A 23,088-nucleotide genomic window follows, 5' to 3' on the forward strand; every position below is an offset into this window, starting at 1 on the left:
TCTCTCAGCCGGAGGCAAGCAGGCCCTCGTCGTTGAGGAAGGCCAGGACCGCCTTGACCCTCCGGTGCACGGTGAGATCTCCGGCGATGTCGAGCTTGGCCAGGATCGCGTTGATGTGCTTCTCCACGGCTCGGAGTGACACCGTCAGCTCCGTGGCGATGCGCGCGTTGTTCTTGCCCTCGGCCATGAGGGCGAGGACCTCGCGTTCCCGCTCCGAGAGCCGGCCCAGCGGTGAGTCGGCCGCCCGCCGCCTGTCCGCTATCAGGGCGGCCACGACCTTCGGGTCGAGGGCGGAGCCGCCACGCGCGACGTCCTCGAGGGCGCGCGTCAGCTCGCCCACGTGGGCCACGCGCTCCTTGAGCAGGTAGCCGACGCCCTCCGCGCTGTCGGCCAGCAGGTCGTACGCGTAGTCGGCCTCGGTGTGCTGGGACAGCACGACGACTCCGACCTCTGGGTGCTCGGCCCGGATGAGCCTGGCCGCCTGGATGCCCTCGTTCGTGTGCGTAGGGGGCATGCGGATGTCGGTCAGGACCACGTCGGGCCGGTGCTCGCGCACGGCCGTGAGCAACCCCGGAAGGTCGTCCGCGGTGGCGACCACCTCGAGGCCGTCCACGCGGTCGAGAAGGCCCCTGACTCCTTCGCGCACGAGGTAGTCGTCGTCGGCGAAGACGACCCTGAGTGCCATGGCAGAAATGATATGACCTGTGGGATCTCGTGCCCGCACCAGTGGTCATGGGCGCTTTTCCGCAGCCAGGTGTGGTGCCCGCCTGATCGTCGTCCGGCGGCCGGCTCCGTAGCGTCCTTGTGACACGACCAGCGCGGGGAGGATTCCATGTGGCGCAAGGCAGCCGGCGGGCTGGCCGCCGCGGCGTTGACCGCCATCGGCGTACTGCACATGATCTGGGCCTTCTCGCCGTGGCCCTTCGATTCCATGACCGAAGCGGCGACGTACCTTCTCGGCGAGCGCGGGGATATGCCGCCCGCGCCGCTGACCTTCGTGTTCGGGGCGGGGGTGGCGGGCTCGTCCTATCTGGTCATCGCGTCGGCCCGCGTCCTGCCCGAGATCGGCCCTGCCTGGATCTACCGGCTCGGCACCTGGGGTCTCGCCGCGGCGCTGCTCGCCCGCGGACTGGGCGGGCAGCTGCTGAACTCCGGAGCGACGGAGGAGTTCGCCACCTGGAACTGGCGGCTGTACTCACCGCTGTGCGTGACGCTCGCCGTGCTCGTCGGGGCGGCGACGGTACGGCGGCGCGGTGACGGTACGGCGAACTACGCGGCCCAGACGACGAACCATGAGATCTCTGCTAGACCGGGCGATCCGGTTCCCCCTCGACCCGTGACAGGAGATTCGCTCCCCCATGGCGACCGCTGACGCCCCGATCCGCGGCCCGGTCCAGGCCGGCGAGCGCGCGCTCGCGCCCGACCTCGCCCGCGGCTTCATGCTGCTGCTCATCGCGGTCGCGAACACCCCCTGGTACCTCTGGGGCCGGGAGTTCCGGGCCACCACGATCCATCCGCCAGGAGGCTCGGTTCTGGACCGGATCACCCAGGTGGCCGCCATCGTCGGAGTGGACTTCCGCATCTATCCGATGTTCGCGTTCCTGTTCGGCTACGGCATGGTGCAGCTCTTGCTGCGCCAGCAGGCGGCCGGGCACGCGGAACCGGCCGTTCTGGCACTGCTGCGCCGTCGCAGCCTGTGGCTGCTGCTGTTCGGGTTCGTGCACGCGGCGCTGCTGTGGCAGGGGGACATTCTCGGCGCGTACGGCGTGGCCGGTCTCCTCTTCGCCGGGTTGTTCCTGCGCAGGAGCGACCGCACACTGCTCACCTGGGCCGCGATCGGCGCCGGCGTCCTCGCGGTGGTGACCCTGCTCGGCATCGTGGCCGCCTGGCTCGCCGCTGCCGCCGAGTCGCCTCCGGAGATGGTCAGCCTCCTGTCCTTCGGGGCGGCGAGCAGCGGGGAGAGCGATCTGCTCGCCGCGGCTTCGGCGCGCCTGGTCTTCTGGCCGGTGATCATCGTCGGCCAGGGACTGCTCGCGCTGGCTCTGCCGATCGCGATCGTCCTCGGCTTCTGGGCGGCTCGGCAGCGGATCCTGGAGCGGCCGGAGAGGCATCTGCCGCTGCTGCGCCGCGTCGCCGTCATCGGCATCGCGATCGGCTGGCTGGGCGGCCTGCCGCACGCGGCCGCGGTCATGGGTGTGCTGCGGGTTCCCGGCGAGTCGATGTTCGTGTTCGAGGTGTCCCAGATCGCCACCGGCCTGCCCGCCGGCCTGGGCTACGCGGCGGTGTTCGGCCTGATCGGGCACCGGCTCGGCGGCCGGCGGAGGCCGGGGCCGGTGTCCACCGCGGTGGCCGCGGTGGGCAAGCGATCGCTATCGGCCTACCTCACCCAGTCGGTGCTGTGCGCCCCGGTGCTGACCGCCTGGGGCCTCGGCGTTGGAGTCCATCTGCACAGCGCCGCCATGGCCGGGTACGCGATCGGGATCTGGCTGATCACCGTGATCGCGGCCTACCTGCTGGAGCGTCGCGGCAGCCGGGGACCCGCCGAGGTGCTTCTGCGCCGGCTGACGTACCGGTGAGGAATGCGGCTCATCGATCAGCCCCTCCGGCGATCACGCAGCGCGCTGGCCGCCCAGCTCGGCCGGCAGGCCTCACTGACGGAGCTGGACGGGGAGGCCGGTGCCGACCGGGTCGCTGCCTGGTTCACCGCCCGCTGGGGCAGCGCGGCGGCCGCGACCCACAACGCCTGGACGCCCTGGGCTCGGCGTGTGCCTGGTGGCGGGATCAGCACTGGCCGGCAGGAGCGCCGTACCTGGACCCCGGACCGCATCCGGGCGCCGGCCCTCGCGTCTGCGGGCTACTGGCCCAGCATGCCCCTGAACAGTTCCCGAACTCCCAGCCGGATGCCCTCCTCGGCCAGCTCGGGCCCAGCCCCGGCCAGGGCGTCGAACATCACACCTTCCAGGAACGCCACCGCCTGCTGGCCGTGCCGTGCCGGATCCGGTGAGCCGAGCGCGGTGAACATCGCCACCACCGGATCGCGGAGCCGACGGCCCACCGCGTCGTAGAGTTCGCGCAGGCCCGGGTGCCGAGTGGCCTCCATTGCCAGCTCATAGCGGGCGATGCTCTGGCGGCGCTCGGACGTGAGCCGGACGTGAAGCGTCCTGGCGGTCATCGCGGCGAATATGTCGAGCACCGCCGCCGTGGCTATCCCCTCCGGCACCATCGGCTCCGCGCCGAACCCGAACGCCACCGTGTCGAGTTCGGCGAGCCGTTCCAAGACCAGTTCCAGCAACGCCAGTCGGGTGCGGGCCACGTTGGAGGCCGAGCCTGGAGCGAGTCCGGCCGTCTCGTCCACCGTGCGGTGGGTCAGGCCGTGGACGCCACGCTCGGCCAGCACGGTGATGGCCGTATCGGCGACCAGTTCGGCACGTTGCGATTTCATGGCGCCTCCTTCGTTGTGATACTACGATCATAGTAAATCCAACTACGTCCGTAGTAAGGAGATGTCATGGGACACGCTGTGGTGATCGGGGCTGGGATCGGCGGGCTGGCGGCTGCGGTGGCGCTCCAGCAGCGAGGATGGGAGGTGACGTCCTTTGAGCGCGCGCCGTCCATCGAACCCGTGGGCTCGGGACTGTCCGTCTTCGCCAACGCGCTCAAGGCACTGAATGTGCTCGGCGTCGGCGATCAGGTACGGGCGCTGTCGGCGATCCGCGGTGTCGGAGGTGTGCGGCGCGCCGTCAGTGGGCGTTGGCTGGTGCACATGAACGAGCAGGCCGCCGCCCGGCACGGCGACCCGGTGGTGCTCCTACGCCGCGCCGACCTGGTGGAGGCGCTGGCGGCACGCCTCAAGCCGGGCACGATCCGGCTGAACACCACGGTGACCGGCGCCGATCCCGACACCGGCCGCGTGACCTTCCGGACCGGCCAGGAAGAACAGGACGTACGGCTGGGCGGGACGGGTGAGGTGACAGGCGATCTCGTGGTGGCCGCCGACGGGATCCACTCCCCCATCCGGGCAGCCCTGTTCCCCAGTCACCCGGAACCTCGCTATGCCGGCATCACCGCCTGGCGAATGCTCGTCCCCGGTCACGGCGTGCCGGGCCAAACCTTCGAGACATGGGGCGACGGTAAGGTCTTCGGCTACATGGCGCTCGCCGACGGGCTGGCCTACTGCTACGGCACCAACGCCGTTCCTGCCGGCGGTGGCGGGGGCGACCAGCGGGCGGAACTGCTACGGCTGTTCGGCGACTGGCACGCGCCTATCCCCACCCTCATGGCCGCCACTCCGCCAGCGAACATCATCAGGAACGATGTCTACTACCTGCCCGCCCCGCTGCCCGCCATGCACCGGGGCAGAATCGCGGTGCTGGGCGACGCGGCCCACGCCATGACGCCCAACATGGGCCAGGGCGCCTGCCAGGCGATCGAGGACGCCGTCGTGCTGGCCCATGTCGCAGGCGAAGAGCACGGCCTGGCCGCCTACACCGCCGCCCGGTTGGCACGCACCGCCAAGGTGGTGGCCCAGTCCGCCGCGATCTGCCGCGTCGTACGGTGGCGCAACCCGCTGGCCGTACGGCTGCGCGATCTCGGCGTGGCGATGACCTGGCGATTTGCTCCGCGCCTCCTGACCGGTCCGCTGGACGACCTCCTGGCCTGGACCCCGCCCACCTGAAATCCGTCGGCCGCTCGACGGTTGCTCATATGCGTTCGTTCTGCCCGCGATGCTCGAGCATCATCACGAAAGCCTGACCTACGCAGCCGCGCCCAGAAAGGGGACAAATAGCCCATAATGCCGATGGTCAAGAACGCATGGTTGTTCGTTGGTTGCTCGCGTGCACGCGACAGCACGGCACGCGTCGACGCAGGCCGACACGACGAGATGCGTCCGCCCATGTAGACCGCCTCCCAGAGCAGACCCCGCCGACGCCCAACGACCACGATCGAATCCCGAACGGGTTGGCGTTCGATCCGGCCTTTCATCGACACTGCGACATGCTCATCCTGATCGGGTAGCCGTTGCCCACGAGCCTGATGCGGCCGATGCGCGTTGTAGTGGTCGATGTACTCGTCCGGGGCCGAACGCAGATGACGTTGGCCGTAGATCAGCATGCGGTCGGTGCACTCCGCTCGCACCGTACGGATCCAGCGCTCGGCATGGCAATTGGCCCTCGGTGTCCGTGGAGGAGTCTTCAGCACCGTGATGCCCACAGCGGCGAACACCTCATCAAAGACTGCAGTGAACTTGGCGTCCCGATCACGGATGAGGAAGTTCTGGCGGCCGGGCTTCAGCTCCTGCGGTTGATCGCTCATTGAGACGACACGCCCTCTCACCCGTTCGCGGTGAGGGGGCGTCTCGTATATCGCGGTAGGCGGCCGGTCGAGCGGTCGCTCATCGTGAACACATCGCGGATCTATTAACGGGGCCTCGCAGCATGGGTGCCACAGAAAGCACCAGCTAAGGAGTGCCCCATGTCCATTGCCACCATCGTCACCGTTCTGGCCGCCCTCTGGGTGGGTTTCTCTGCCTTCTCCCTCCTACGCCACGCCGACTGGGTCGTGAAGCCACTGATGGAGTACGGGGTTCCCCGCAAGTTGTGGCCGTGGCTCGGCGCGGCCAAGGCCGCTGGGGCGGTGGGCCTCCTGGTCGGCTTGTTCGTGCCGCTCATCGGCATCGCGGCAGGAGTCGCCCTGGTGCTGTACTTCGCCGTAGCCGTCGTCACGGTGCTCAGGGCGCGCTCTTACTCGACCGTCGTCTTTCCCCTCCTGTACATGGGTCCGGTGATCGCCGCCCTGGTGCTGGGATACATCGCCTGACAGGCCCCTGCGCGCCAGCGGACATTCATCGCAAACACCTAGCGAACACAGTTGGGAGGTAGTCATGACACCGCAGGTTGTCATCATCGGCGCCGGGTTCGCGGGCTACAACGCCGCGCGGGTGCTCACACGCAAGCATGCGCGACAGGTCGACGTCACCATCGTGAACCCCACGGATTTCATGCTCTATCAACCATTGCTGCCCGATGTGGCGGCGGGGATCGTCAACCCACGGCACGTCGCGCTTTCCCTTGCTGCGGCGTTTCCCCAGGTACGCCTGTTGCCCGGCATCGCGACGGGTGTGGACGCCGGGGATCGAGTGGTTCGTTATGCGGACACGGAGGGCCGGCCGAGACGGGTCCGCTACGACCGTCTGATCATCACCGTCGGGGCCGTGAACAGGGTGCTGCCCATCGAGGGGAGCACGGTGCACAGCCACGGGCTGAAAGGCATCCCGGAAGCCTTGTATCTGCGTGACCACATCATCCGGCAAGTGGAACTGGCGGCCGTAGCAGAAAGTGATGAGGAACGGCGTGCCCGGCTAACGTTCGTGGTCGTGGGAGCCGGTTACACCGGCACCGAGACGGCCGCTGTGTGCCAGTTGTTCACCCGGTCCCTTCTGCGCAGGTACCCCGGCCTGGAGGCGAGGTGGATCCTGGTCCAGTACGCAGATCACCTCCTTCCCGAGCTCCGGCCCTACCTGCAGAAGACTGCGGAGCGGACCCTGGGAAAGCGAGGCGTCGAGGTGCGCCTGAACACCTCCGTAGCCAGGGAGGACGCCGATGGCGTCCTGCTGACGGACGGCGAGTACGTCGCCACCCGCACAGTCGTCTGGACGACCGGAGTGCGCCCCGACCCCGTCGTGGAATCGTTCGGCCTGCCGGCGGTACGCGGCCGGATCCAGACCGACGAGTACCTGGCGGTCACCGGGCACCCGGAGATTTACGCAGCCGGTGATGTCGCAGCGGTGCCCGATCTGGTCAACCCTGGCGAGATCACCCCGATGACCGGTCAGCATGCTGAACGTCAGGGCGCCGCGGCCGGCCGGAACGTCGCCGCCTCACTGGGCCTTCGGGCCGCCAGGGCGTACAAGCATCATCCCTTGGGTTTTCTCGTGGACCTCGGCGGTTGGAAAGCCGCGGCGGATCCGCTGGGGATCCCGCTGTCCGGGGTGATCGCGAAGGCGATCACCCGGGGGTACCACCTGTACTCCATGCCAGGAAATCGCGTCAGGGTCGCCGTGGACTGGGCGCTCGACGCGCTGCTGCCGCGTCAGACGGTGCAGCTCGGCCTGGTCAGCGCGGACGCGGTGCCCTTGGACAGTGCCGACCCCGAGATCTCCCGGCGGATCGTGTGAGGGGCCGAGCACGCACCGACTCCTGGACCTTCCTGCTGGGCGAAATCGCGATCTACTCGCTGGCTGTCCTCGTGGTCACCGGGATCTTCCTCATGTTCTTCTTCGACCCCGACGCGACCCAGGTCGTCTACGACGGGAGCTACACCCTGCTGCGCGGCGTCCCCGTCAGCAAGGCGTTCGCCTCCATGCTCGAGGTCAGCTTCGAAGTGCGTGGCGGGCTGCTCGCCCGGCAGGTCCACCACTGGGCCACCCTGGTGTTCACCGCCACGGTGTGCCTGCACCTGCTGCGGTTGTTCTTCACCGGGGCGTTCCGACGGCCCCGCGGCCTGAACTGGCTGATCTGGATCGGGCTGTTCACGCTGGGCATGGCCGCGGGCGTCACCGGCGGCATCCTGCCCGACGACATGCTTTCCGGTGGCAGCGTCAGCTTGCTACGGGCCGTCACGCAGGCCATCCCCGTCGTGGGTACGTGGCTGGCGCAGCCGCTGTACGGCGATCACGTGATCCCGCTGCTCTACTGGATCCACGTCCTGTTCCTTCCGTCAATCATGGCCGGGCTGCTGGTGTTCCAGCAGAGGTTGCCCAAGCGGCACGGGTACTCGCTGAGATCGCTGGCCTTGTTCTTCGCCACCTGCGGCGTGCTGACGCTGCTGGCGACTGCCGCGCAGGTCAATCCGGTCTGGCTGTACGGACCTCACCAGCCCGGCCAGATCAGCGCGGGCTCGGTACCCGCCTGGTACATGGGCTTCCTGGACGGCGCCATCCGGATCATGCCGGCCTGGGAACCGATCGTCTGGGGCCATCCCCTCAGCCTTTCCGTCCTCATCCCCGCCCTGGTCGTGCCCGGTGCCTTCTTCATGGCGCTTGCGGCGTACCCGCTGCTGGACCGCAGGCTCAGCGGGGGCAGGACCACGCTCGACCGGCCCCGCGAGGCAGCGGGCCGCACCGCGCTGGGAGCTGCGGGCGCGACCTTCTACGTGATCCTTTGGGTCGCCGCGTCCAACGACCAGCTCGCCTTTCACTTCGATCTGTCCCTTTTTGCCGTCACCCGCTTCTTCCGGATCGCCGTCTTCGTGGGCCCGGTCGTGGCCTTCGAGGTCACCCGCCGCCTCTGCCTCGCACTGCAGCGGCAGGAACTCGAGCCGCTGGAGACCGGGATCATCCGCCGCACACTCAAGGGCGGTTACACCGAGGAGTACCAGAATGTCTGAGTTCCGGATCCATGCCGTCAACGTCCTGGTCATCGGGGCCGGCGGAGCCGGGCTACGGGCGGCCGTCGCCGCGGCTGAAGCAGGGTGCGAGGTGCTCGTGGTCGGCAAGCGAGCCCGGCTGGACGCCCACACGGTGCTCGCCGCCGGCGGCATCAACGCCGTGCTCGGCTCCCGGGACCCGGAGGACACCTGGGAGCAGCACTTCGCCGATACCTACAAGGAGGGATACGGCCTGGGCAACCCCGAGATGATCGAGATCCTGGTGCGCGAGGCGCCGAGAGCCGTGCAGGAACTCGCCGATTGGGGCGCGCCCTTCGTCCGGCTGCCCGACGGCCGCCTGGACCAGCGGTATTTCGGGGCACACACCTTCCGTCGTACGTGCTTCGCGGGCGACTGGACCGGGCGGGCCATGCTCAAGACACTCGCCAGCAAGAGCGAGGGCATACCGCTGCGGGAGCGCTTCTACGTCACCAGCTTGCTGGAGGCGGACGGCGCGTGCTTCGGCGCTTTCGGCTTCGACCTGGACAGCGGTGAGCGCACCGCGATCTACGCTGACGCGGTCGTGCTCGCCACCGGTGGGCATACCCGGCTGTGGCGGCGCAGTTCATCCCGGCGCGATGAGAACACCGGTGACGGGATGAGCCTGGCGCTGCGCGCGGGTTGCACGCTGGCGGACCTGGAACTGGTGCAGTTCCATCCGACCGGCATGCTGACACCGGAGGAGGCGGCGGGCACCCTGGTCACCGAGGCGGTGCGCGGCGAGGGCGGGCGGCTGTTCAACGGCCTCGGCGAGCGCTTCATGGAGCGTTACGACGCCGAGCGCATGGAGCTGTCCACGCGGGACCGAGTGGCGTTGGCCTGCTACACCGAGATCGCCGAGGGGCGCAGCGGGCCCAACGGCGGGGTGTTCCTGGATATCTCACATGTGGAAAAGGCTGTGATCCTGGACCGGCTGCCGCGGATGTACCGGCAGTTCCTGGAGTACCAGCTTCTCGACATATCCAGGACGCCGATGGAGGTCGCGCCCACGGCGCACTACTCCATGGGCGGTGTGGTCGTCGATCCAGCGAGTACGGACACCGGCGTGGCGGGCCTGTTCGCCGCGGGTGAGGTGACCGCTGGGGTGCACGGAGCCAACCGGCTCGGCGGCAACTCGCTGGCCGAGACCGTCGTCTTCGGGCGCCGCGCCGGGGAGTCGGCCGCGGCTCACGCCAGGGCCGCGGTGCTCGCGAGCCGTCCGCGCGACGTCGTGGCCGCCGCCAACGCGCAGGTGGCCTCGCTGATCAGGAGCGGGAATGAGTTCGTCCGGCCGATGCAGCGCGACCTGCGTGACCTCATGTGGGAGCGTTGCGGCGTGGTCCGGGACGAGGATGGGCTGAAAAACGCCCTGGCCGGGATCCAGGAGCTGATCGCCCGGGTGGCGGACGCCGATGTGGCGCCCACCGCAGAAGGGTATGACGACCTGGCCCACGTACTCGATCTGCGCGGGTCGCTGCTCGTCGCGGACGCCACCGTACGAGGCGCCCTCGCCCGCAGAGAGACGCGTGGCGCGCACAACAGGAGTGACTATCCCGCGCTCGCGGAGCCCGTGACCCTGGAGTTCACCTCGGACCGCGGCCTGCGCGCACGGGCGGTGCCCACGCTCGCGCCGGAGCTCGCGCGGCTGGTCGAACTGACCCCCGACCATGAGGCCAACGGGCGGCTACTCGAGTAGGAACGCGCGTCTCAGCGTGCAGAGGGGCGACTCGAGATCGCCATGCAGGTCCGCCGCCCGCTTGGCGTGATCGCGGGCGAGGTCATCATCCCCCAAGCCGCGGTGCGCACGCGCGAGACCGTCGTGTGCCAGGCCCATCTCCGCCCGAAGAGCCAGCTCGGTGGAGAGGGCCAGGGCCGCGGTGAAGTGACCGGCCGCGCCGGCGAAGTCAGCCGTGGACAGATCCAGCAGGCCCAGCCCGTTGAGCGCCTCGGCCTCGTCGAAGCGGTGTCCGCGCTCTCGGGACACAGAGAGAAACTGGAGATGGTGGTCACGAGATCTGCCGAATTCCCCCATCTTCCGGTACACCACCCCCAGGTTGTACAGGGCGTTGTGCTCCCCGCCCTGGTAGCCGACCTCCCGGCACAGGGCCAGCGCGTGGAGGTAGTGCTGCTCGGCTCGACTGTAGTCCCGCCGCTGCAGGTCGAGGCGGCTGATACTGCACCAGAGAGACGCTTCGAGATTGCGGTAGTCGAGCCCGCCAACCAGATCCAGCGCGTATCGGTAGTGCTCTGCGGCTTTCTCGTCGTCGTGGTGCTGGCACGCGACCAGGCCCAGCAGGTAGTGCGCTCTGGCCATGCCATATCGGTCGCCGCTTTCCTCGGACAGCCGCAAAGCGGTCCGGCAATCGTCGGTCACCCGCTGGAGCTGGCCCTGCCGGTATTTCAGCCAGTTGAGATCGAGCAGCGCGTGCGCCTCGCCTGATCTGTCCGGACGGCTCAGCCCGACCTCCCGAGCCCGGTCACGCAAGGTGACCGTAAGATCGGACAACTGCGCGTCGTCGTCGAGGAAGGGACGCAGTGTGATCGCCAGTCGCCCGGAGTGAACGGGCCACTCGTAGTCGGCCGTGTAGATGGCGGCGGACACCAGGTTGGCGTGCTCGGCCTTCAGCCAGGCAAGCGCCGACGACCTGTCTCTGAAAACGGTCTGCGTGGTGTCGCACGGGTAGAGGGCGTCAACTGCCGCGCTCGCCCGGTACAGGTAGTGATCCAGCAGCCGGACGATGGGCTGGTGCCGCTCCTCGCCGGCTGCCAGCGCTCGGGCGTGCTCGCGTACCAGGTCATGGAAGGTGTACCTGCCCGGTCGGTGCTGCTGCAGGATATGGAAGTCCAGCAGCTCCTCCAGGATGGTCTCGGCCTCGTCCACGGGCAGGCCCGCCAGTGCCGCCGCCGCGTGCCTGTCGAAGTCGGTTCCCGGGTGCAGGCCGAGCAGCCTGAACATGCGCTGCTGCGCCAGGCCGAGCTGCTGGTAGGACAGCGCGAACACGGCCGCGACATCCCGTTCGGACGTCGACAGCTCCGCCAGCCTGCGCCGTTGGCTCCACAGCCGACCGGCGAGGTAACCGACCGTCCACTGCGGCCGGTGATGTAGCCGCGCGGCGGCGATGCGCACCGCCAGCGGCAGGAACCCGCACGACTGCAGGACATCCATGACCGCCAGGGGTTCCGCGATCGCGCGCTCGCCGACGACGCGGGTGAACAGCTCCACCGAGTCGGCCTCGGGCAACACGTCGACGGACAGCGAGCGGGCGCCGTCCAGGTCCGTCAGACGGCGCCGGCTGGTGATCAGGATGAGGTTTTCCGAAACACCGGGAAGCAGCGGTCGTACCTGCTCGGCGCTCGCCGCGTTGTCCAGGATGACCAGTACCCGCCGCTCCGCCAGTTCGGCGCGCCAGAGCGCCGAGCGGTCGGCAAGCGCGCCAGGGATGGTTTCGACGGGCACGCCGAGCTGCCGCAACAGGATTTCCAGCGCGGCGCCGGGCTCCAGCGTGGACTGACCGGCGGTGTGGGCGTGCAGGTCCACGAAGAGCTGGCCGTCCGGGTAGCGGTCGGCGAACCGGTGCGCCGCATGGATCGCAAGCGCGCTCTTACCGATCCCGGCCATGCCGTCGATCGTGACGACGCCATCTCCTGTGAGCGACTCCAGCTCATCCGTTCGCCCAGCAAAGTCCGGTACGTCATAGGGCAGGAAGCGGCGCCTCGTCCGGACGATAGCAGGTTCGTCGCGCAGGATCTGCTGTTCCAGCGTGGTGAGGGCCCTGCCTGGGTCCAGCCCCTGCTCGTCGGCCAGCCTGGTCCGGTAGGCCCGGGCAACGGCGAGGGCGTCGGCTTGGCGACCCGCCCGGTGCAGGGCGAGCATGAGATGGCAGGCAAGCCGCTCGCGCAGCGGGTTGGCCGCGACGTGGACCAGGAGCTCGTCGATGAGGTCGTCGTGGCGGCCGAGGGCGAGTTCGAGCTCCGCCAGCCGCTCGATGGCGACCAGGCGACGATCCTCCAGCCGTGCACGCGCGTCGCTCACATAATCGGCGCTGACGTCCGCCAGCGGCTGGCCGCTCCAAAGGTCCAGGGCCGCGCGCAGGCGCCGTACGGCAGCCTCTCCCTCACCTTCGCGCTGGGCGGCGATCACCTGTTCCGTGAACTCCTCCAGGTCCAGTTGCCGCGGCCCGGGCAGAATGACGTACCCCGCGGGGCGAGTGACCAGCAGTTCCCCCGCGCCGGCCTCGCGCAGGATCCGCCGAACCGCCGTGATGGCCGCGTGCACCTGCGAGCGTGCGGTGTCGGGTGGTGTCTGGCCCCACACCGCGTCGATGATCCGTTCGATGCTGAGCACGATCCCCGCGTTCAGCAGCAGGTAGGCGAGTATGGACCGATGGCGCGGCGTGATCGCGGACAGGTCGCGGCCGCTGGCCACGACCGCCACCGGCCCGAGAACCGCGAACCTGACGTTCATCCGCCCCCCTTCGCCGCAAAGACGCACCGAATGTACCAATTGGGGGCAAAGTCGACCTGTGTGGGTCATGACAGAAAGCGCGGCCAGATCGTCGGCCCAGGAGTCGTCGCCGTGGTTGACGGAGAAATGGCGCAGGTCGACCGACTCGTACCCGGTGAAGTAGTCGAAGAAGCTCAGCGTGGCGGGCGGCTCGCTCGCCTGGCCGAACCAGAGCACCCGTCCGCCCGGTCCGGCCTGGGCGAGCGCCGAGGTAAGCCACTCGCCGCCGAGCGACTCCAGCACGATGTCGTAAGGCCCGCTCGCGTCGGCGAAATCGTGGATCACGTGGGCGGCACTGCGCCTGCCGAAAACTACATCCATACAGTTCAAGCGGCATGTCGGTCTTCGTGGAGGACTCCGCCGAGCCGATCTCGCCGGCGTACGTCAAGGTTGGCCAATCCAGCTGGATCGGCGAGGGGATCCGGGACGGCACGGAGTGGAGCCGCCTGTGCGAGAGCTTGATGGGCTCGGTGCTCGTTGTAGAGGTGTTCGTGCTCGCGCAGTGCATGCCGTAGGTGACGTTCGTTCCAGAGCAGGCAGCGGTCCAGTAGCTCGCGGCGGCACGCCTGCACCCACCGCTCCATGACCGCGTTCATGCGTGGCATGCGGACGCCGGTGAGCACCGTGTGGATACCAGCGTCGGCGAGGATCTCCTCCATAAGGGCCGGGACCTTCCCATCCCGGTCACGGATCAGATATCGCGCCCGACAGCCGACCTCCTCCAGATCCGTCACGAGATTCTTGATCGCCTGGATAACCCAGGTGATGAGCGCAGGAAGTCGGCCCACGTGGTGGACGCCCGCTCAGGTGCCGGATCAAGACCTTCCTGTTTGAGGATCTCCCAGACCGTCGACGCGGCGACCTTGATGCCGAGCGTGGCGAGCTCCCCGTGCACCCGCCGATATCTCCACGAGGGATTCTCGCGAACCAGGCGCAGGATGAGGACACGGATAGAGCGGACCGTGGGCGGGCGCCCACGCCGATTTGGCCGGCAGGTACGGGCATGACGCCGTTTCATCAGATCGCGGTGCCGGCGCAAAACAGTATCCGGCCGGATGAGAAGCCGCAGCCGGTGCAGGGCCTCGCGCGGCAGCGAGGTCAAGAGCGCGGCGAGAAAGGCCCGGTCCTCGGCGGCGAATCTCACCCGGGTGTCGGCACCGAGCTGCCGTTCAAGGACAGTGATCTGGTGGCGCAGGGCGAGAATCTCAACGTCCTTGTCCCGATCGCCCATGGGCAGCAACCGCAGCGCGGTGAATGCGTTGGTGACGGCGAGGTAGGCCAGGCGAAGAAGCACGGCCGATCATCATGCCGCACGTGCTTTCCCTCTCCTGACGGCCAAAGCTCGCGCACACCACGCGAAGCCCCACCTGGTCATGACCTGGGCGGACGTAATTATCGGCAGGCGCAGTGTCGCCCGTGACCACCCGCATGCGAGCTTTCGCCATCCGCAGGAATGATTCGCCCGCCAAAGGAGCCGCCCACCGACCTCCGAACTACACGCGTTCAACAACGCGGCGAGCAGGCACGGCGGACCGCCCCGCCGCTTCACCGCGACGCTCCCACGGGCACTATCAGCCTGACCTCCGCGGGATCCTTGGCCAGCTTGACGCGCTGGTCATGCATTCGTGGCCATGGTGGCTCGTATTGCTGAGGGGTCGGGCTGCGACCTGCGACACGTTGATGGGCGCTGTCAAGAGGACATCCATGCCCACCTAATCGCGCGCATCCGCTAGACCAACAGAAATTACTTGAACTAATCCAACCTGACTCCTTCTTGACAATGATCTAATTTCCTCCAGCTCTGCCGTTGCAATAAATCCGTACATCTTTCCGCTTTTGGCGCGATTTCTAAGATCGCTCAAATCTAGCCCGATCTTGTTAAGTAACGTCTCGTCATCGTTTCGGAGGGACGACACCCACAATTTGAAGCCTTGCGAGGCGGACATGAGTTGATCCGCCGGACAGTGGAGATCCCTGTCACCACAGAAGGATGCATCCCAGGAGACTGGCACCCGAGAGGGGTTCTGCTCTGTGAAAATAGCGACATCGATGCCATTGGGTAGCCAGAAGTTCACTGTCTCTTCAGTTGTTGGCTCTGAAAGCCAGACAACTACGAGTGCGCGCAGCTGGTGCTTGGGATCATGCAAGTTGAGTAAGTCTTGATCATCGGGCGACAGGGAGATCGACGCGGAGTCCCGAATTGCCGAAGTGATTCTCCATGGCTTGAGGTGTGGTTGCGCCACGATTCCAGATGGTAGGAGTTCTATGTTCTCTTGTCGCATCGCCTCCGGTCCGCGAATAAGTGGATGTGCGGGTCGAGGATCCAGCGTGACGGGGATATTCCCACCCCAGAGGTTTAAATGCGCCTCGGATGCCTCCCCGAGCCGGACTCGATAATCCGGATGAGAAGCTGCAAAGCCGTTCGCTAATACAAATCTCACTCGCTCCGTGGTGATATTAGCCCAAGGAGAAACGATCCGATAAGCGACAAAAGCCGAGACTATAACCGCTCCCACGATTGATACGGAAATTGCAATACGAAGCGGGCCTCGGAGACGCCCGACTGATGACACGACCGCATCCTCCTAAGGGTCCTTGGGGTGCTGGTCATCTGATGACCAGCACCCCAAGGATCTTGATCCTGCCGCTTGCGGGTGAGTGACCGCTTTTCTGCTACTAGAGCGGCCTCTTCTTGCCTAGCGTGGAGCGGGCCCTGCACCCCACACCGTCGTAGCGAACACTATTCCAGTTAACCGGGAAAGTGTTCCCATAGCTTCGTTCGACCTTGCACCAGAGATCATGCTGAACCGGTGTCGTTGAGTACCTTCTCTCGTAGGGATGCCCCATGCCATTGTCATGGGTATATTTGAAGTCGAACGAATATTGCGTGTGGAGATAGTGCTTATAGCGGACGATCCAGCAATTATCCTCTGAGCCTACATGGCACTCCGACTCAATCAGGGCCTGCGGCAAAATAATTTTGTGACGCATCGTCGACATCGGCACTCCGTTGTACTGGGAGCACTTTTCGCCGGCGTCGCTTGAGAACGTGAACCCCCAGTTCGCGCCCACATTGGCAGGGTCAACCGTGGTGCCCACCGTTGTCGAGGTCTTGACGTAGGTGCTTCCAGCAGTTGTGCCGGAACGCGAGTTCCATGGAGTTCTCTCCGTCGGTCTCACCGAACGAGATCCGCTCCAGGTTGAAGGGGTCAGGCTGCGGGTTGGAGTGGTCGGCCGCCCCAGCGGATGCCTTTCTCGCTGCGGACGCGGGCGCGTTCGCAGCGTTGGGCGGCCAGCACATCGGGATGGCGGGCGTGAGTGAACGTTTTCCAACCTCCTGGACGCATGCCCTGATCACATCATGATCGCGATGCTGGCATTCGGCTGGTGACGCAAAGAAGCTCCTGGTAGACGGGTTGATCACCACAACCCACCAGGAGCTTCAGGTGCTGTTCTATCGTGCCACCGTCGATTTGTCGCATCAGAGCCTGAACTATGTCGCCGGGATGATCCGGGGTCACCGTAAGTCCATGAGGTCGGTCTGGCGGCGGCTGAACCCCGGCCGGCAGGCCCTGCTCGTCCTGGTCCACCCGCGTACAGGTGAGTCATTTACCAGCTCGGCGCGGGGTTCGGGGTATCGACCACGACCGCGTGGCGGTATGGGGAGGAGTCGGTGGCGCTGCTGTCAGCGCGTTCTCCCAAGCTCTCGGCGGCGTTGCGGAAGGCCAAGCGGGATGGGCTGCACTACCTGGTGCTGGACGGCACACTCATCCGCACCGATCGGATCAAGGCCGACCGCCCCTACTACTCCGGCAAGCACCGCGTGCACGGGATGAACGTCCAGGTCATCGCCTCGCCGAACGGGACGATCTTGTGGACGTCCGGAGCGCTGCCCGGAAAGGCCCATGACCTGACGGCCACCCGCATCTGGGGAATCCTGCGCGCGCAGGATCAGGCTGGGATCATCACCCTCGCGGACAAGGCGTACCAAGGTGCCGAGGGCCCGCTCGTCACCCTGTACAAGGGCAAGAACAAGCCCGAGTCTCAAAAGCAGGCCAACCGCTCCCACGCCAAGCTCCGCGGACCCGGCGAACGCGCCAACGCCCAGCTGAAGAGCTGGAAGATCCTCCGCAAGCTACGCTGCAGCCCTTCCAAGGCCGGCCACCTGTGCAAGGCCATCGCCGTCCTTCAAAACCACCGCGTCACACAGGCAGCCTGAGGATGAAAGGAGCCGATGGTCGTGCAGGTGAAGATCGCCATTCAGCTACCGAGCCCTGAACTACGAGGAGCACAAGGACACACTCCACCAGCACGTGCACGCCGAGACGCTGTTTCTGACCGGCAGCACTGCGGCGTTTCGGCAGCCGGTTTTCACTGTGGCGAAAGAAGGGCCGCCCACTGCCGCGACCTCGCTGTACATCTCGGGCGCCTGCAACTACGTCTGCCGACTGTTCTACTGGCCGAACCTGGATCCAGGCGGCGGGCAGGACATCCACCTGGAGTACGCCCCGCGATGGACGGTCTGACAAACCCATGACCTGCAACTTCAGGTCGGAAAACCCTCAGTGTTGCGCCAGCGCAGACATCCGATCTGCCTACCTAAGGGAATACAGAGGATTAACTCGCCGAGTTGATCTTGTGTGGGATCGCGCCGGTGCTGATGGCGTAGGCGGTCAAGTCTGCTGCGGAGTAAAGGCGTTTGTGGGCGGGCGTGCTGGTGTAGCCGGCCTCGAGTAGCGGCCGGATCTGGCGGATGGCTCGGTTGGTGGCCATGAGGGTGACCTTGAACAGTTCGGCGAGGATTGCCTGAGGTAGGCCGAGACGGTGGTAGGAGCCCGGTTGGCGCGGACGTGGACTGGGAGAACACCGAGCAGGTGCACAGCGGCAGCCAGTCCGGCAAGCTCGTCGCGACTGGGGGGAGCGCGCCGTCCTCTTCGCCTACGCCAACGCCTCTGCGGCGATGACGTGGACCATGCAGGCGTGGCCCCGGTGGGCCGCAGCGGGAGCCAACCCGGCCACGTCTGGCACGGCCGTCCACAACCGAAACCCTGACTTCCGATCCCACCGCCTGACCTGAGGTTTCCAGTGAACGCGGCTCGTTCCCGCCGCATTCCGGTGGCACCCCACGAAAGAGTGTTTCGCGAGCGGTAATGTTCCCGGTTTGCCGGACATGGATGGACGACCGTTGATTCATGTGAGGAGGCCGGATGGGACTGGATTCCCATGGCCGGTTCGTGCAGATATACGAACACGCCTATCGCCCAATCCTGGGCTACGTCCTGCGCCGGTGTGCGGCCCCTGAGGACGCGGCGGACGTGGTCGCGGAGACCTTCGCGACCGCGTGGCGGAGGATCGATGAGATTCCCCCGGGGGACGATGCCAGGCTCTGGCTGTACGGCGTCGCCCGTAACACCCTCGCCAACCATCTCCGCGGCGAACGGCGGCACGTGCAACTCGCCGCCGCGCTGCGCGAACAGATCACCGCCTCCCCCACCCTGAGCGGACCTGCACGGGCCGAGTTCACGCAGCTCGGCCATGTCTTCAGGGCTCTGCCCGACGATGACAGGGAACTGCTCTCGCTGGTCGCCTGGGAGAAGCTCGACACCAAGCAGATGGCACGCACCCTCGGGATCACCCGCAACGCCGTACGGGTCCGACTGCATCGCGCACGCAAGCGGTTCGCGCGCGCCCTGGCCGACGCGGACATCGACCTTCCGCTCCTCGAAAGGACCACGCAATGAACCTGAACGATCTCGCCAGGGTGCACGACGACGAACTCGAGAGCGAGCCTGCCGGGCAGGTGTCCGGAGCGGCCGCCCAGGAGCTGCTCATCTCGATCACCTCCGAACCGCCAGGGCAGAATGAAAAGTCCCGCGCCAAGAAGCGGCACGGGCCGGTGCCGTGGCTGGCGTCGGCGGTGACCCTGGCTGCGGCCACGGCCCTGGTGGTCACTCTGGTGACCGTGCCAGACGAGCAAGGGCCGACCCCTTCGCCCACAGCGACCTCGCCCGGCGAACAGGCGTCGGCGCGCCAGATCCTGCTCACCGCCGCGACCGCGGCGGCCAAGGCCCCCGCGTCGGGCTCGTACTGGCGCACCACCACGATCAGCGGTATGGACGCGGTCTCGCCTGACCATGGCTACGTCATCAGGCGGACCTGGTCCAAGGATCAGTGGCTGGCACACCGTCCCGGGGGACAGAGCTGGTGGATCGAGCAGTATCTCGGTGCGAAGCCGCTCACCCCCCAGGACGAGGCCGCCTGGAGCAAGGCTGGCTCGCCGACCCGGTGGGTCTTCCCGATGGACACGACCGGATACGTCGGCGTCAACTCGGGAGAAGTGGTGCAAGCCGGCGCGGAAGAGAAGGAAGCTACGCGGCTGCGCGGCAAGTGGAAGGACTCGGGCGGGGCAATTGTGAACCCCATCAGTTGGGAGGAGATCGGCCACATCCCGTCCGGCGATCGCGAGCTCCGCGCCTACCTCGAACGGCGTATCACCGCCGAGGCCAAGGGCGACCACGGTCAGGGTCCGCAATCGCAGGAGTCGGCCCTCAGTGGGGCCTGCGTGGCGATCGTCTTCGGTTTGCCCGTCTCACCCGCCGTCCGGGCCTCCGCCTATCGCATCCTGGCCGACATGCCCCAGATGAAGTCGCTGGGCAAGATGAAGGATCCGCTGGGCCGCATGGGCGAGGCCATCGGCTACCAGGTCGACCCGCGACATGGCAGAGCAGCCTACGCTGTCGTGCAAATCATCGATCCCTCGACAGGTCTGCCCCTCGCGAGGTCTTCCACGACCACCGTCGAGCTCACCGGCGGCCGTACCACGAAGGCCACCAGCTTCGTCGCCTACCAGCGGATGGGCTGGACTGACGCGGAGCCGCCGCTGCCCCCCGAACACAATTGACCCCGCTCCCGTGACGGGGCTCGCCCGCGGCCTGACCGGCATCAGGTCAGGCCGTGTGGCGGGATATGCCAGCCCACGTTTGGCTTCCGCGTCTCCCGTGACGGTGCGGCCGGCGGAGTCCCTGACCCATCCCGAGCTGTGCGTCTGTGAGTCGGTTCATCTCCTGCACCACCCGGTGGGACCGGGCCCGTGGGACCGCGCCGAGGTCAACGCCAACCTGGGCAGGCTGGCCAAGCTGGCCTCCCCGGAGGCCGATGTTGATGCTGTGCTGGTCAGCGCTGTCGGCGGGCAGGGTCTTGTTCCGCGAGAGCGGCGGCCACGGCTTCGGCACTGCACCGATTCCGGCCAGCGCCGCCTCGGTCGGCGACCTCAGCGTCACCGCCTCGCCGCCGATGAGCAGGCGGCCCTCGTCGGGACGCTGCACTCCGGTGAGGATCTTGATAGGGGTCGACTTGCCCGCGCCGTTCTCGCCCAGCAGGGCGTGCACGGAATCGGATTCCAGCCGCAGGCTCGCACCGTCGAGGGCGCGGACGCCGGGAAAGAGCTCGGTCACGCACACCGGCCTTGAGCCCCAGCCCTGGTGGCAGGTCGACCTTGGGACAAGCCAGCCAATCGGCGAGGTCGCGGTGTGGAACAGGACCGACTGCTGCGCCGATCGACTCACGGACTACTACGTGCTGGTGTCGGAAACACCGCTGCCCACCTCGCTGGCCCAGGCGCTGGCCACCCCCGGAGTACGCGCGTTCCACCAGACCGCGACTTCCGGTCGGCCTACGACGGTCCCGGTCGGCGTCACCGGCCGTCACGTGCGGGTGCAGCTCGCCGGGACCGACTACCTCTCGCTGGCAGAGGTGCAGGTCTTCAGCTGAGGAAGCTACGGGGCGTGGGTCGTGCATCCGGTACGGCCCACGCCCGGTCGACTTGATCGCCGGTGAGTACCATCTGGATACCGGCGTCGGCGAGGATCTCGATGAGGGCCGGGAACTTCCCAGCGCGGTCTCTGATCAGATAGCGCAGCTCGGCAGCCCGCATCCTCCAGATCCTGTGGGGCCCACGGGCCGGTGGGGTTAGCGGTGACGCCGAGATCTTATGACCGAGGCGGGGTAAGTTCACCGTAAATGCGCCGGTGGCCCCAACTCGGATTCTCCGCGGCCATGCGCAGGATGAGGCCTTGACCGCAGTCGCCGTAGACGGCCGTCCGAGACGGCGAAGGACCGCATTCTGATGCCGAAGCACCAACAGCTCCGCCTCCTTGGAGACGTCGCTCCGTAACAGCAGACCGGGCAACGACAGCAGGCGCCGGGTCACGGCGTACACCGTGGACAAGATCACAAAATATGCCCGACAACGCATCACTCGCGCCCGACAGCGCCATACGACACGGCCCGCGCTTCCGGCCCGACGTCCAGCTCGACTCGGCAGGCGCGACCCTCCTCGATTTCGGAGCAAGTTCCTCGTGGCCTTGGACAACCCGGCGTATGCACGAGCGGTCACCTTGGCCGCTTCCAGCCCTTTTCCAGCGGAACCGCAGGTCGACCCGGCGGCCGAGTCTCTGGCATCCCCAGTACCGGTCGCGGTGGCGTCGAGTGGCGGGGGCAGGGATCAGTCCATGGAGGTGGGCGACTCGCTGCCCGCCTGTTCAGGCGCCGGCTTGGGGCCGTCCCGATCAGGTACCGCTGGTGTCCGTGGTTGCCGACCAGGCCCAGGCGGGTGTCCGCGCGTCTCCTCCCTGAAGAGCTCGGGTATCGCTCGGTAGAGGATCGCGGTGATGGGCACGGCCACGACCGCGCCCGCGATGCCGGCGAGGATGCCGCCGACCGCGAGCACGATGATGATCGCCAGCGGGTGGAAGTGAAGCACGCGGCCGACGATCAGCGGCTGCAGGACGTGGTTCTCCAGTTGTTGCTCGACGAGCAGGATACCGAGGAAGATCAGCGCGTAGATCGGGCCCTTCGCGCCGAGCGTGACCAGCGTGGCCACGGCTCCGGCGAAGAAGATGCCCACGATCGGGATGAAGCTGGCCAGGAAGATCAGCACGGCGAGCGCGGCCCACAGCGGGACGCCCATGACCGCCAGCACGATGCCGATGACGACTCCGTGCACCGCGGCCACGGCCACGGTGCCCTGCACGTAGTGGGAGAGCGTGACCCAGGCGGTCCTGCCCGCACGGTCGACCCGTGGCGCGGCCGTACCGAATGCTTGGAGGAACCAGGCCCAGATCCGGTCGCCGTCCTTGAGCAGGAAGAACGTCACGAAGAGCAGGAGCACGATCGAGGCCAGCACCTCGAGCACCACGACGGTGCCGGCGAGCACCGTCGAAGTGATCTGCTGCTGTTGCTGGGTGACCATGGTGGCGATGTCGTCGACCCATCTGCTGATCTGGTTCGGCTCCAGGTTCAGCGGGCCGGTGTAGAGCCAGCCCTCCACCGTCTTGGCGGTCTCCTGCACCTGTCTGACCAGGCCGGGGAACTCCGCGTTGGCCCTTACCCCGATGATCCAGCCCGTCCCGCCCAGCACCGCGAACGCGACCAGCATGGTGATCCACGTGGCGTACATCGGTCGTAGCCCCACCGCGCGCAGCCGCCTGGTGAGCGGGAACAGCAACGCGGTCAACAGCAGCGCGACCGCGACCGGCAAGGCGACGATGCGCATCATCGCCACGAAACCGAACACGTAGTCGGCCACGATGCCGATGAGGATCAAACACGCGCTCCATGCCGCCATCTTCGCCAGTGTGGGCGGCACAAGCCTCCAGAGACGCTCCCGATCCGACTCGACACGTTTCCGGCTGTGACCTCTGGCTACGATGCGCACAGGTCACCTTCTGCCCCGCAACAGGGGGTCCAGGCGACCGGGTTCATCCGGGGTGGCTGTTCCCGTACGACCTATGGCAGGTACAGGGCCGATTCGGCGCGCCGGAACTGTTCCTACGCCGATTCCTGCTTGTGGACCGTGACGGCCTGAACTGCCGACAGCACAATCGTGTGCACGGGGGATTCGTGTCTCATCACAGCTGAACCCTGCGCGTACTCATCGAGGACGACGACTTCGTTAACGCGGTCGAACTCGACGACAACTCCCTTGAGCGACTGGCCGCCGAGCAGGTGAACCATCACCCGCTGCTGGCTGCCTTGCATGTCGGACAGCAAGTCACGCCACACCTTCATCGCGGTTGTCCAAGGAGATGGCCGGCCGCGGGCAACGGCCTTGCTACGAGAAACGGTCCTGGCGGTGAAGGTTGCCGGTGTGGTGGGTCGGCGAACGCTTTGATGGGGTGCGC

The 23,088-nt window shown here is 67.1% G+C and carries 22 protein-coding genes and 2 pseudogenes; 12 read left to right on the forward strand and 12 right to left on the reverse strand.

Annotation, left to right across the window (positions count from 1 at the left end):
- Positions 1–4: 4 nt before the first annotated feature.
- Positions 5–685, reverse strand: a complete 681-nt coding sequence (locus tag AB0B45_RS31550; protein WP_358138016.1) for a response regulator transcription factor — start codon at positions 683–685, stop codon at positions 5–7.
- A gap of 147 nt (positions 686–832) precedes the next feature.
- Here AB0B45_RS31550 and AB0B45_RS31555 point away from each other — a divergent pair, with 147 nt between their 5' ends.
- Positions 833–1,372, forward strand: coding sequence for a DUF3995 domain-containing protein (locus AB0B45_RS31555; RefSeq protein WP_358138019.1), 540 nt, complete (start codon positions 833–835; stop codon positions 1,370–1,372).
- A complete protein-coding gene (locus tag AB0B45_RS31560) occupies positions 1,359–2,576 on the forward strand; it encodes a DUF418 domain-containing protein (protein ID WP_358138022.1) in 1,218 nt (405 codons plus the stop codon). Before AB0B45_RS31555 ends, AB0B45_RS31560 begins: the two co-directional genes overlap by 14 nt.
- 278 nt (positions 2,577–2,854) lie before the next feature.
- Here AB0B45_RS31560 and AB0B45_RS31565 read toward each other — a convergent pair whose 3' ends face one another.
- The gene (locus AB0B45_RS31565) at positions 2,855–3,442 is read right to left on the reverse strand and encodes a TetR/AcrR family transcriptional regulator (protein WP_358138025.1); all 588 of its coding nucleotides are present in this window, start codon (positions 3,440–3,442) and stop codon (positions 2,855–2,857) included.
- A 66-nt stretch (positions 3,443–3,508) separates the two neighbouring features.
- Here AB0B45_RS31565 and AB0B45_RS31570 point away from each other — a divergent pair, with 66 nt between their 5' ends.
- Entirely contained in the window at positions 3,509–4,675 is a 1,167-nt protein-coding gene (locus tag AB0B45_RS31570; RefSeq protein WP_358138028.1) for an FAD-dependent monooxygenase, read from the forward strand.
- 347 nt (positions 4,676–5,022) lie between these two features.
- On the opposite strand, the pseudogene AB0B45_RS31575 reads toward AB0B45_RS31570, so the two are convergent.
- Positions 5,023–5,313, reverse strand: a pseudogene (locus tag AB0B45_RS31575) (integrase core domain-containing protein); the annotation flags it as partial.
- Between the two features lie 159 nt (positions 5,314–5,472).
- On the opposite strand from AB0B45_RS31575, the gene AB0B45_RS31580 reads away from it, so the two are divergent.
- The 4 genes from AB0B45_RS31580 (at position 5,473) to AB0B45_RS31595 (ending at position 10,099) form a co-directional block, all read left to right on the forward strand.
- On the forward strand, positions 5,473–5,817 hold the full coding sequence (locus AB0B45_RS31580) for a DoxX family protein (RefSeq protein WP_358138031.1): 345 nt from the start codon (positions 5,473–5,475) through the stop codon (positions 5,815–5,817).
- Positions 5,818–5,881: 64 nt separating this feature from the next.
- Positions 5,882–7,174 carry an NAD(P)/FAD-dependent oxidoreductase gene (locus AB0B45_RS31585; RefSeq protein ID WP_358138034.1) on the forward strand — a complete coding sequence of 431 codons (1,293 nt, stop codon included), beginning with the start codon at positions 5,882–5,884 and terminating at the stop codon, positions 7,172–7,174.
- Entirely contained in the window at positions 7,171–8,385 is a 1,215-nt protein-coding gene (locus AB0B45_RS31590; protein ID WP_358138037.1) for a cytochrome b N-terminal domain-containing protein, read from the forward strand. Before AB0B45_RS31585 ends, AB0B45_RS31590 begins: the two co-directional genes overlap by 4 nt.
- Positions 8,378–10,099, forward strand: coding sequence for an FAD-dependent oxidoreductase (locus AB0B45_RS31595; RefSeq protein ID WP_358138040.1), 1,722 nt, complete (start codon positions 8,378–8,380; stop codon positions 10,097–10,099). The genes AB0B45_RS31590 and AB0B45_RS31595 overlap by 8 nt, the downstream gene beginning before the upstream one ends.
- On the opposite strand, the gene AB0B45_RS31600 is transcribed toward AB0B45_RS31595, so the two are convergent.
- The 4 genes from AB0B45_RS31600 to AB0B45_RS31615 all read right to left on the reverse strand — a co-directional run bounded on the left by AB0B45_RS31600 (position 10,088) and on the right by AB0B45_RS31615 (position 15,150).
- On the reverse strand, positions 10,088–13,228 hold the full coding sequence (locus AB0B45_RS31600; RefSeq protein ID WP_358138042.1) for a BTAD domain-containing putative transcriptional regulator: 3,141 nt from the start codon (positions 13,226–13,228) through the stop codon (positions 10,088–10,090). The genes AB0B45_RS31595 and AB0B45_RS31600 overlap by 12 nt on opposite strands.
- A 5-nt stretch (positions 13,229–13,233) precedes the next feature.
- Positions 13,234–13,566 carry an integrase core domain-containing protein gene (locus tag AB0B45_RS31605; RefSeq protein WP_358138274.1) on the reverse strand — a complete coding sequence of 111 codons (333 nt, stop codon included), beginning with the start codon at positions 13,564–13,566 and terminating at the stop codon, positions 13,234–13,236.
- 71 nt (positions 13,567–13,637) lie between these two features.
- Complete coding sequence (locus AB0B45_RS31610) at positions 13,638–14,201, reverse strand: hypothetical protein (protein ID WP_358138044.1); 564 nt, start codon at positions 14,199–14,201, stop codon at positions 13,638–13,640.
- Positions 14,202–14,619: 418 nt separating this feature from the next.
- A complete protein-coding gene (locus AB0B45_RS31615; protein ID WP_358138047.1) occupies positions 14,620–15,150 on the reverse strand; it encodes a hypothetical protein in 531 nt (176 codons plus the stop codon).
- Positions 15,151–16,353: 1,203 nt separating this feature from the next.
- Between AB0B45_RS31615 and AB0B45_RS31620 the strand changes: the two are divergent.
- Positions 16,354–17,126 (forward strand): annotated as a pseudogene (locus AB0B45_RS31620) (transposase family protein).
- 94 nt (positions 17,127–17,220) lie between these two features.
- Complete coding sequence (locus tag AB0B45_RS31625) at positions 17,221–17,433, forward strand: hypothetical protein (RefSeq protein WP_358138049.1); 213 nt, start codon at positions 17,221–17,223, stop codon at positions 17,431–17,433.
- A gap of 91 nt (positions 17,434–17,524) precedes the next feature.
- On the opposite strand, the gene AB0B45_RS31630 is transcribed toward AB0B45_RS31625, so the two are convergent.
- Complete coding sequence (locus AB0B45_RS31630; RefSeq protein WP_358138052.1) at positions 17,525–17,680, reverse strand: hypothetical protein; 156 nt, start codon at positions 17,678–17,680, stop codon at positions 17,525–17,527.
- 434 nt (positions 17,681–18,114) lie between these two features.
- Between AB0B45_RS31630 and AB0B45_RS31635 the strand changes: the two genes are divergently transcribed.
- Complete coding sequence (locus tag AB0B45_RS31635; protein WP_358138055.1) at positions 18,115–18,648, forward strand: sigma-70 family RNA polymerase sigma factor; 534 nt, start codon at positions 18,115–18,117, stop codon at positions 18,646–18,648.
- Positions 18,645–19,808, forward strand: a complete 1,164-nt coding sequence (locus AB0B45_RS31640) for a CU044_5270 family protein (RefSeq protein WP_358138057.1) — start codon at positions 18,645–18,647, stop codon at positions 19,806–19,808. Before AB0B45_RS31635 ends, AB0B45_RS31640 begins: the two co-directional genes overlap by 4 nt.
- Positions 19,809–19,854: 46 nt before the next feature.
- Here the strand turns inward: AB0B45_RS31640 and AB0B45_RS31645 are convergent, their stop codons facing one another.
- Positions 19,855–20,361: an ATP-binding cassette domain-containing protein gene (locus AB0B45_RS31645; protein ID WP_358138060.1), complete on the reverse strand. Its 507-nt coding sequence runs from the start codon at positions 20,359–20,361 to the stop codon at positions 19,855–19,857.
- On the opposite strand from AB0B45_RS31645, the gene AB0B45_RS31650 reads away from it, so the two are divergent.
- Positions 20,261–20,677, forward strand: coding sequence for a discoidin domain-containing protein (locus AB0B45_RS31650; RefSeq protein ID WP_358138062.1), 417 nt, complete (start codon positions 20,261–20,263; stop codon positions 20,675–20,677). The genes AB0B45_RS31645 and AB0B45_RS31650 overlap by 101 nt on opposite strands.
- Here the strand turns inward: AB0B45_RS31650 and AB0B45_RS31655 are convergent.
- The 3 genes from AB0B45_RS31655 to AB0B45_RS31665 all read right to left on the reverse strand — a co-directional run bounded on the left by AB0B45_RS31655 (position 20,670) and on the right by AB0B45_RS31665 (position 22,957).
- The gene (locus AB0B45_RS31655) at positions 20,670–20,840 is read right to left on the reverse strand and encodes a hypothetical protein (protein WP_358138064.1); all 171 of its coding nucleotides are present in this window, start codon (positions 20,838–20,840) and stop codon (positions 20,670–20,672) included. The genes AB0B45_RS31650 and AB0B45_RS31655 overlap by 8 nt on opposite strands.
- Positions 20,841–21,410: 570 nt before the next feature.
- On the reverse strand, positions 21,411–22,532 hold the full coding sequence (locus AB0B45_RS31660) for an AI-2E family transporter (RefSeq protein WP_358138067.1): 1,122 nt from the start codon (positions 22,530–22,532) through the stop codon (positions 21,411–21,413).
- A gap of 203 nt (positions 22,533–22,735) precedes the next feature.
- Complete coding sequence (locus tag AB0B45_RS31665; RefSeq protein ID WP_358138070.1) at positions 22,736–22,957, reverse strand: hypothetical protein; 222 nt, start codon at positions 22,955–22,957, stop codon at positions 22,736–22,738.
- Between the last annotated feature and the right edge of the window lie 131 nt (positions 22,958–23,088).

It is taken from the genome of Nonomuraea sp. NPDC049152 (genome assembly GCF_040648355.1).
Classification (GTDB): domain Bacteria; phylum Actinomycetota; class Actinomycetes; order Streptosporangiales; family Streptosporangiaceae; genus Nonomuraea.

Excerpts from the sequence above, each read along its gene's own strand:
- AB0B45_RS31555 (WP_358138019.1), top strand. The coding sequence starts at position 833 with ATGTGGCGCAAGGCAGCCGGCGGGCTGGCCGCCGCGGCGTTGACCGCC.
- AB0B45_RS31605 (WP_358138274.1), bottom strand. The coding sequence starts at position 13,566 with ATGGAGGAGATCCTCGCCGACGCTGGTATCCACACGGTGCTCACCGGC.
- AB0B45_RS31570 (WP_358138028.1), top strand. The coding sequence starts at position 3,509 with ATGGGACACGCTGTGGTGATCGGGGCTGGGATCGGCGGGCTGGCGGCT.
- AB0B45_RS31635 (WP_358138055.1), top strand. The coding sequence starts at position 18,115 with ATGGGACTGGATTCCCATGGCCGGTTCGTGCAGATATACGAACACGCC.
- AB0B45_RS31560 (WP_358138022.1), top strand. The coding sequence starts at position 1,359 with ATGGCGACCGCTGACGCCCCGATCCGCGGCCCGGTCCAGGCCGGCGAG.
- AB0B45_RS31655 (WP_358138064.1), bottom strand. The coding sequence starts at position 20,840 with ATGCGGGCTGCCGAGCTGCGCTATCTGATCAGAGACCGCGCTGGGAAG.
- AB0B45_RS31550 (WP_358138016.1), bottom strand. The coding sequence starts at position 685 with ATGGCACTCAGGGTCGTCTTCGCCGACGACGACTACCTCGTGCGCGAA.
- AB0B45_RS31640 (WP_358138057.1), top strand. The coding sequence starts at position 18,645 with ATGAACCTGAACGATCTCGCCAGGGTGCACGACGACGAACTCGAGAGC.
- AB0B45_RS31600 (WP_358138042.1), bottom strand. The coding sequence starts at position 13,228 with ATGGATGTAGTTTTCGGCAGGCGCAGTGCCGCCCACGTGATCCACGAT.
- AB0B45_RS31580 (WP_358138031.1), top strand. The coding sequence starts at position 5,473 with ATGTCCATTGCCACCATCGTCACCGTTCTGGCCGCCCTCTGGGTGGGT.
- AB0B45_RS31565 (WP_358138025.1), bottom strand. The coding sequence starts at position 3,442 with ATGAAATCGCAACGTGCCGAACTGGTCGCCGATACGGCCATCACCGTG.
- AB0B45_RS31585 (WP_358138034.1), top strand. The coding sequence starts at position 5,882 with ATGACACCGCAGGTTGTCATCATCGGCGCCGGGTTCGCGGGCTACAAC.
- AB0B45_RS31595 (WP_358138040.1), top strand. The coding sequence starts at position 8,378 with ATGTCTGAGTTCCGGATCCATGCCGTCAACGTCCTGGTCATCGGGGCC.
- AB0B45_RS31660 (WP_358138067.1), bottom strand. The coding sequence starts at position 22,532 with ATGGCGGCATGGAGCGCGTGTTTGATCCTCATCGGCATCGTGGCCGAC.
- AB0B45_RS31630 (WP_358138052.1), bottom strand. The coding sequence starts at position 17,680 with ATGGCCACCAACCGAGCCATCCGCCAGATCCGGCCGCTACTCGAGGCC.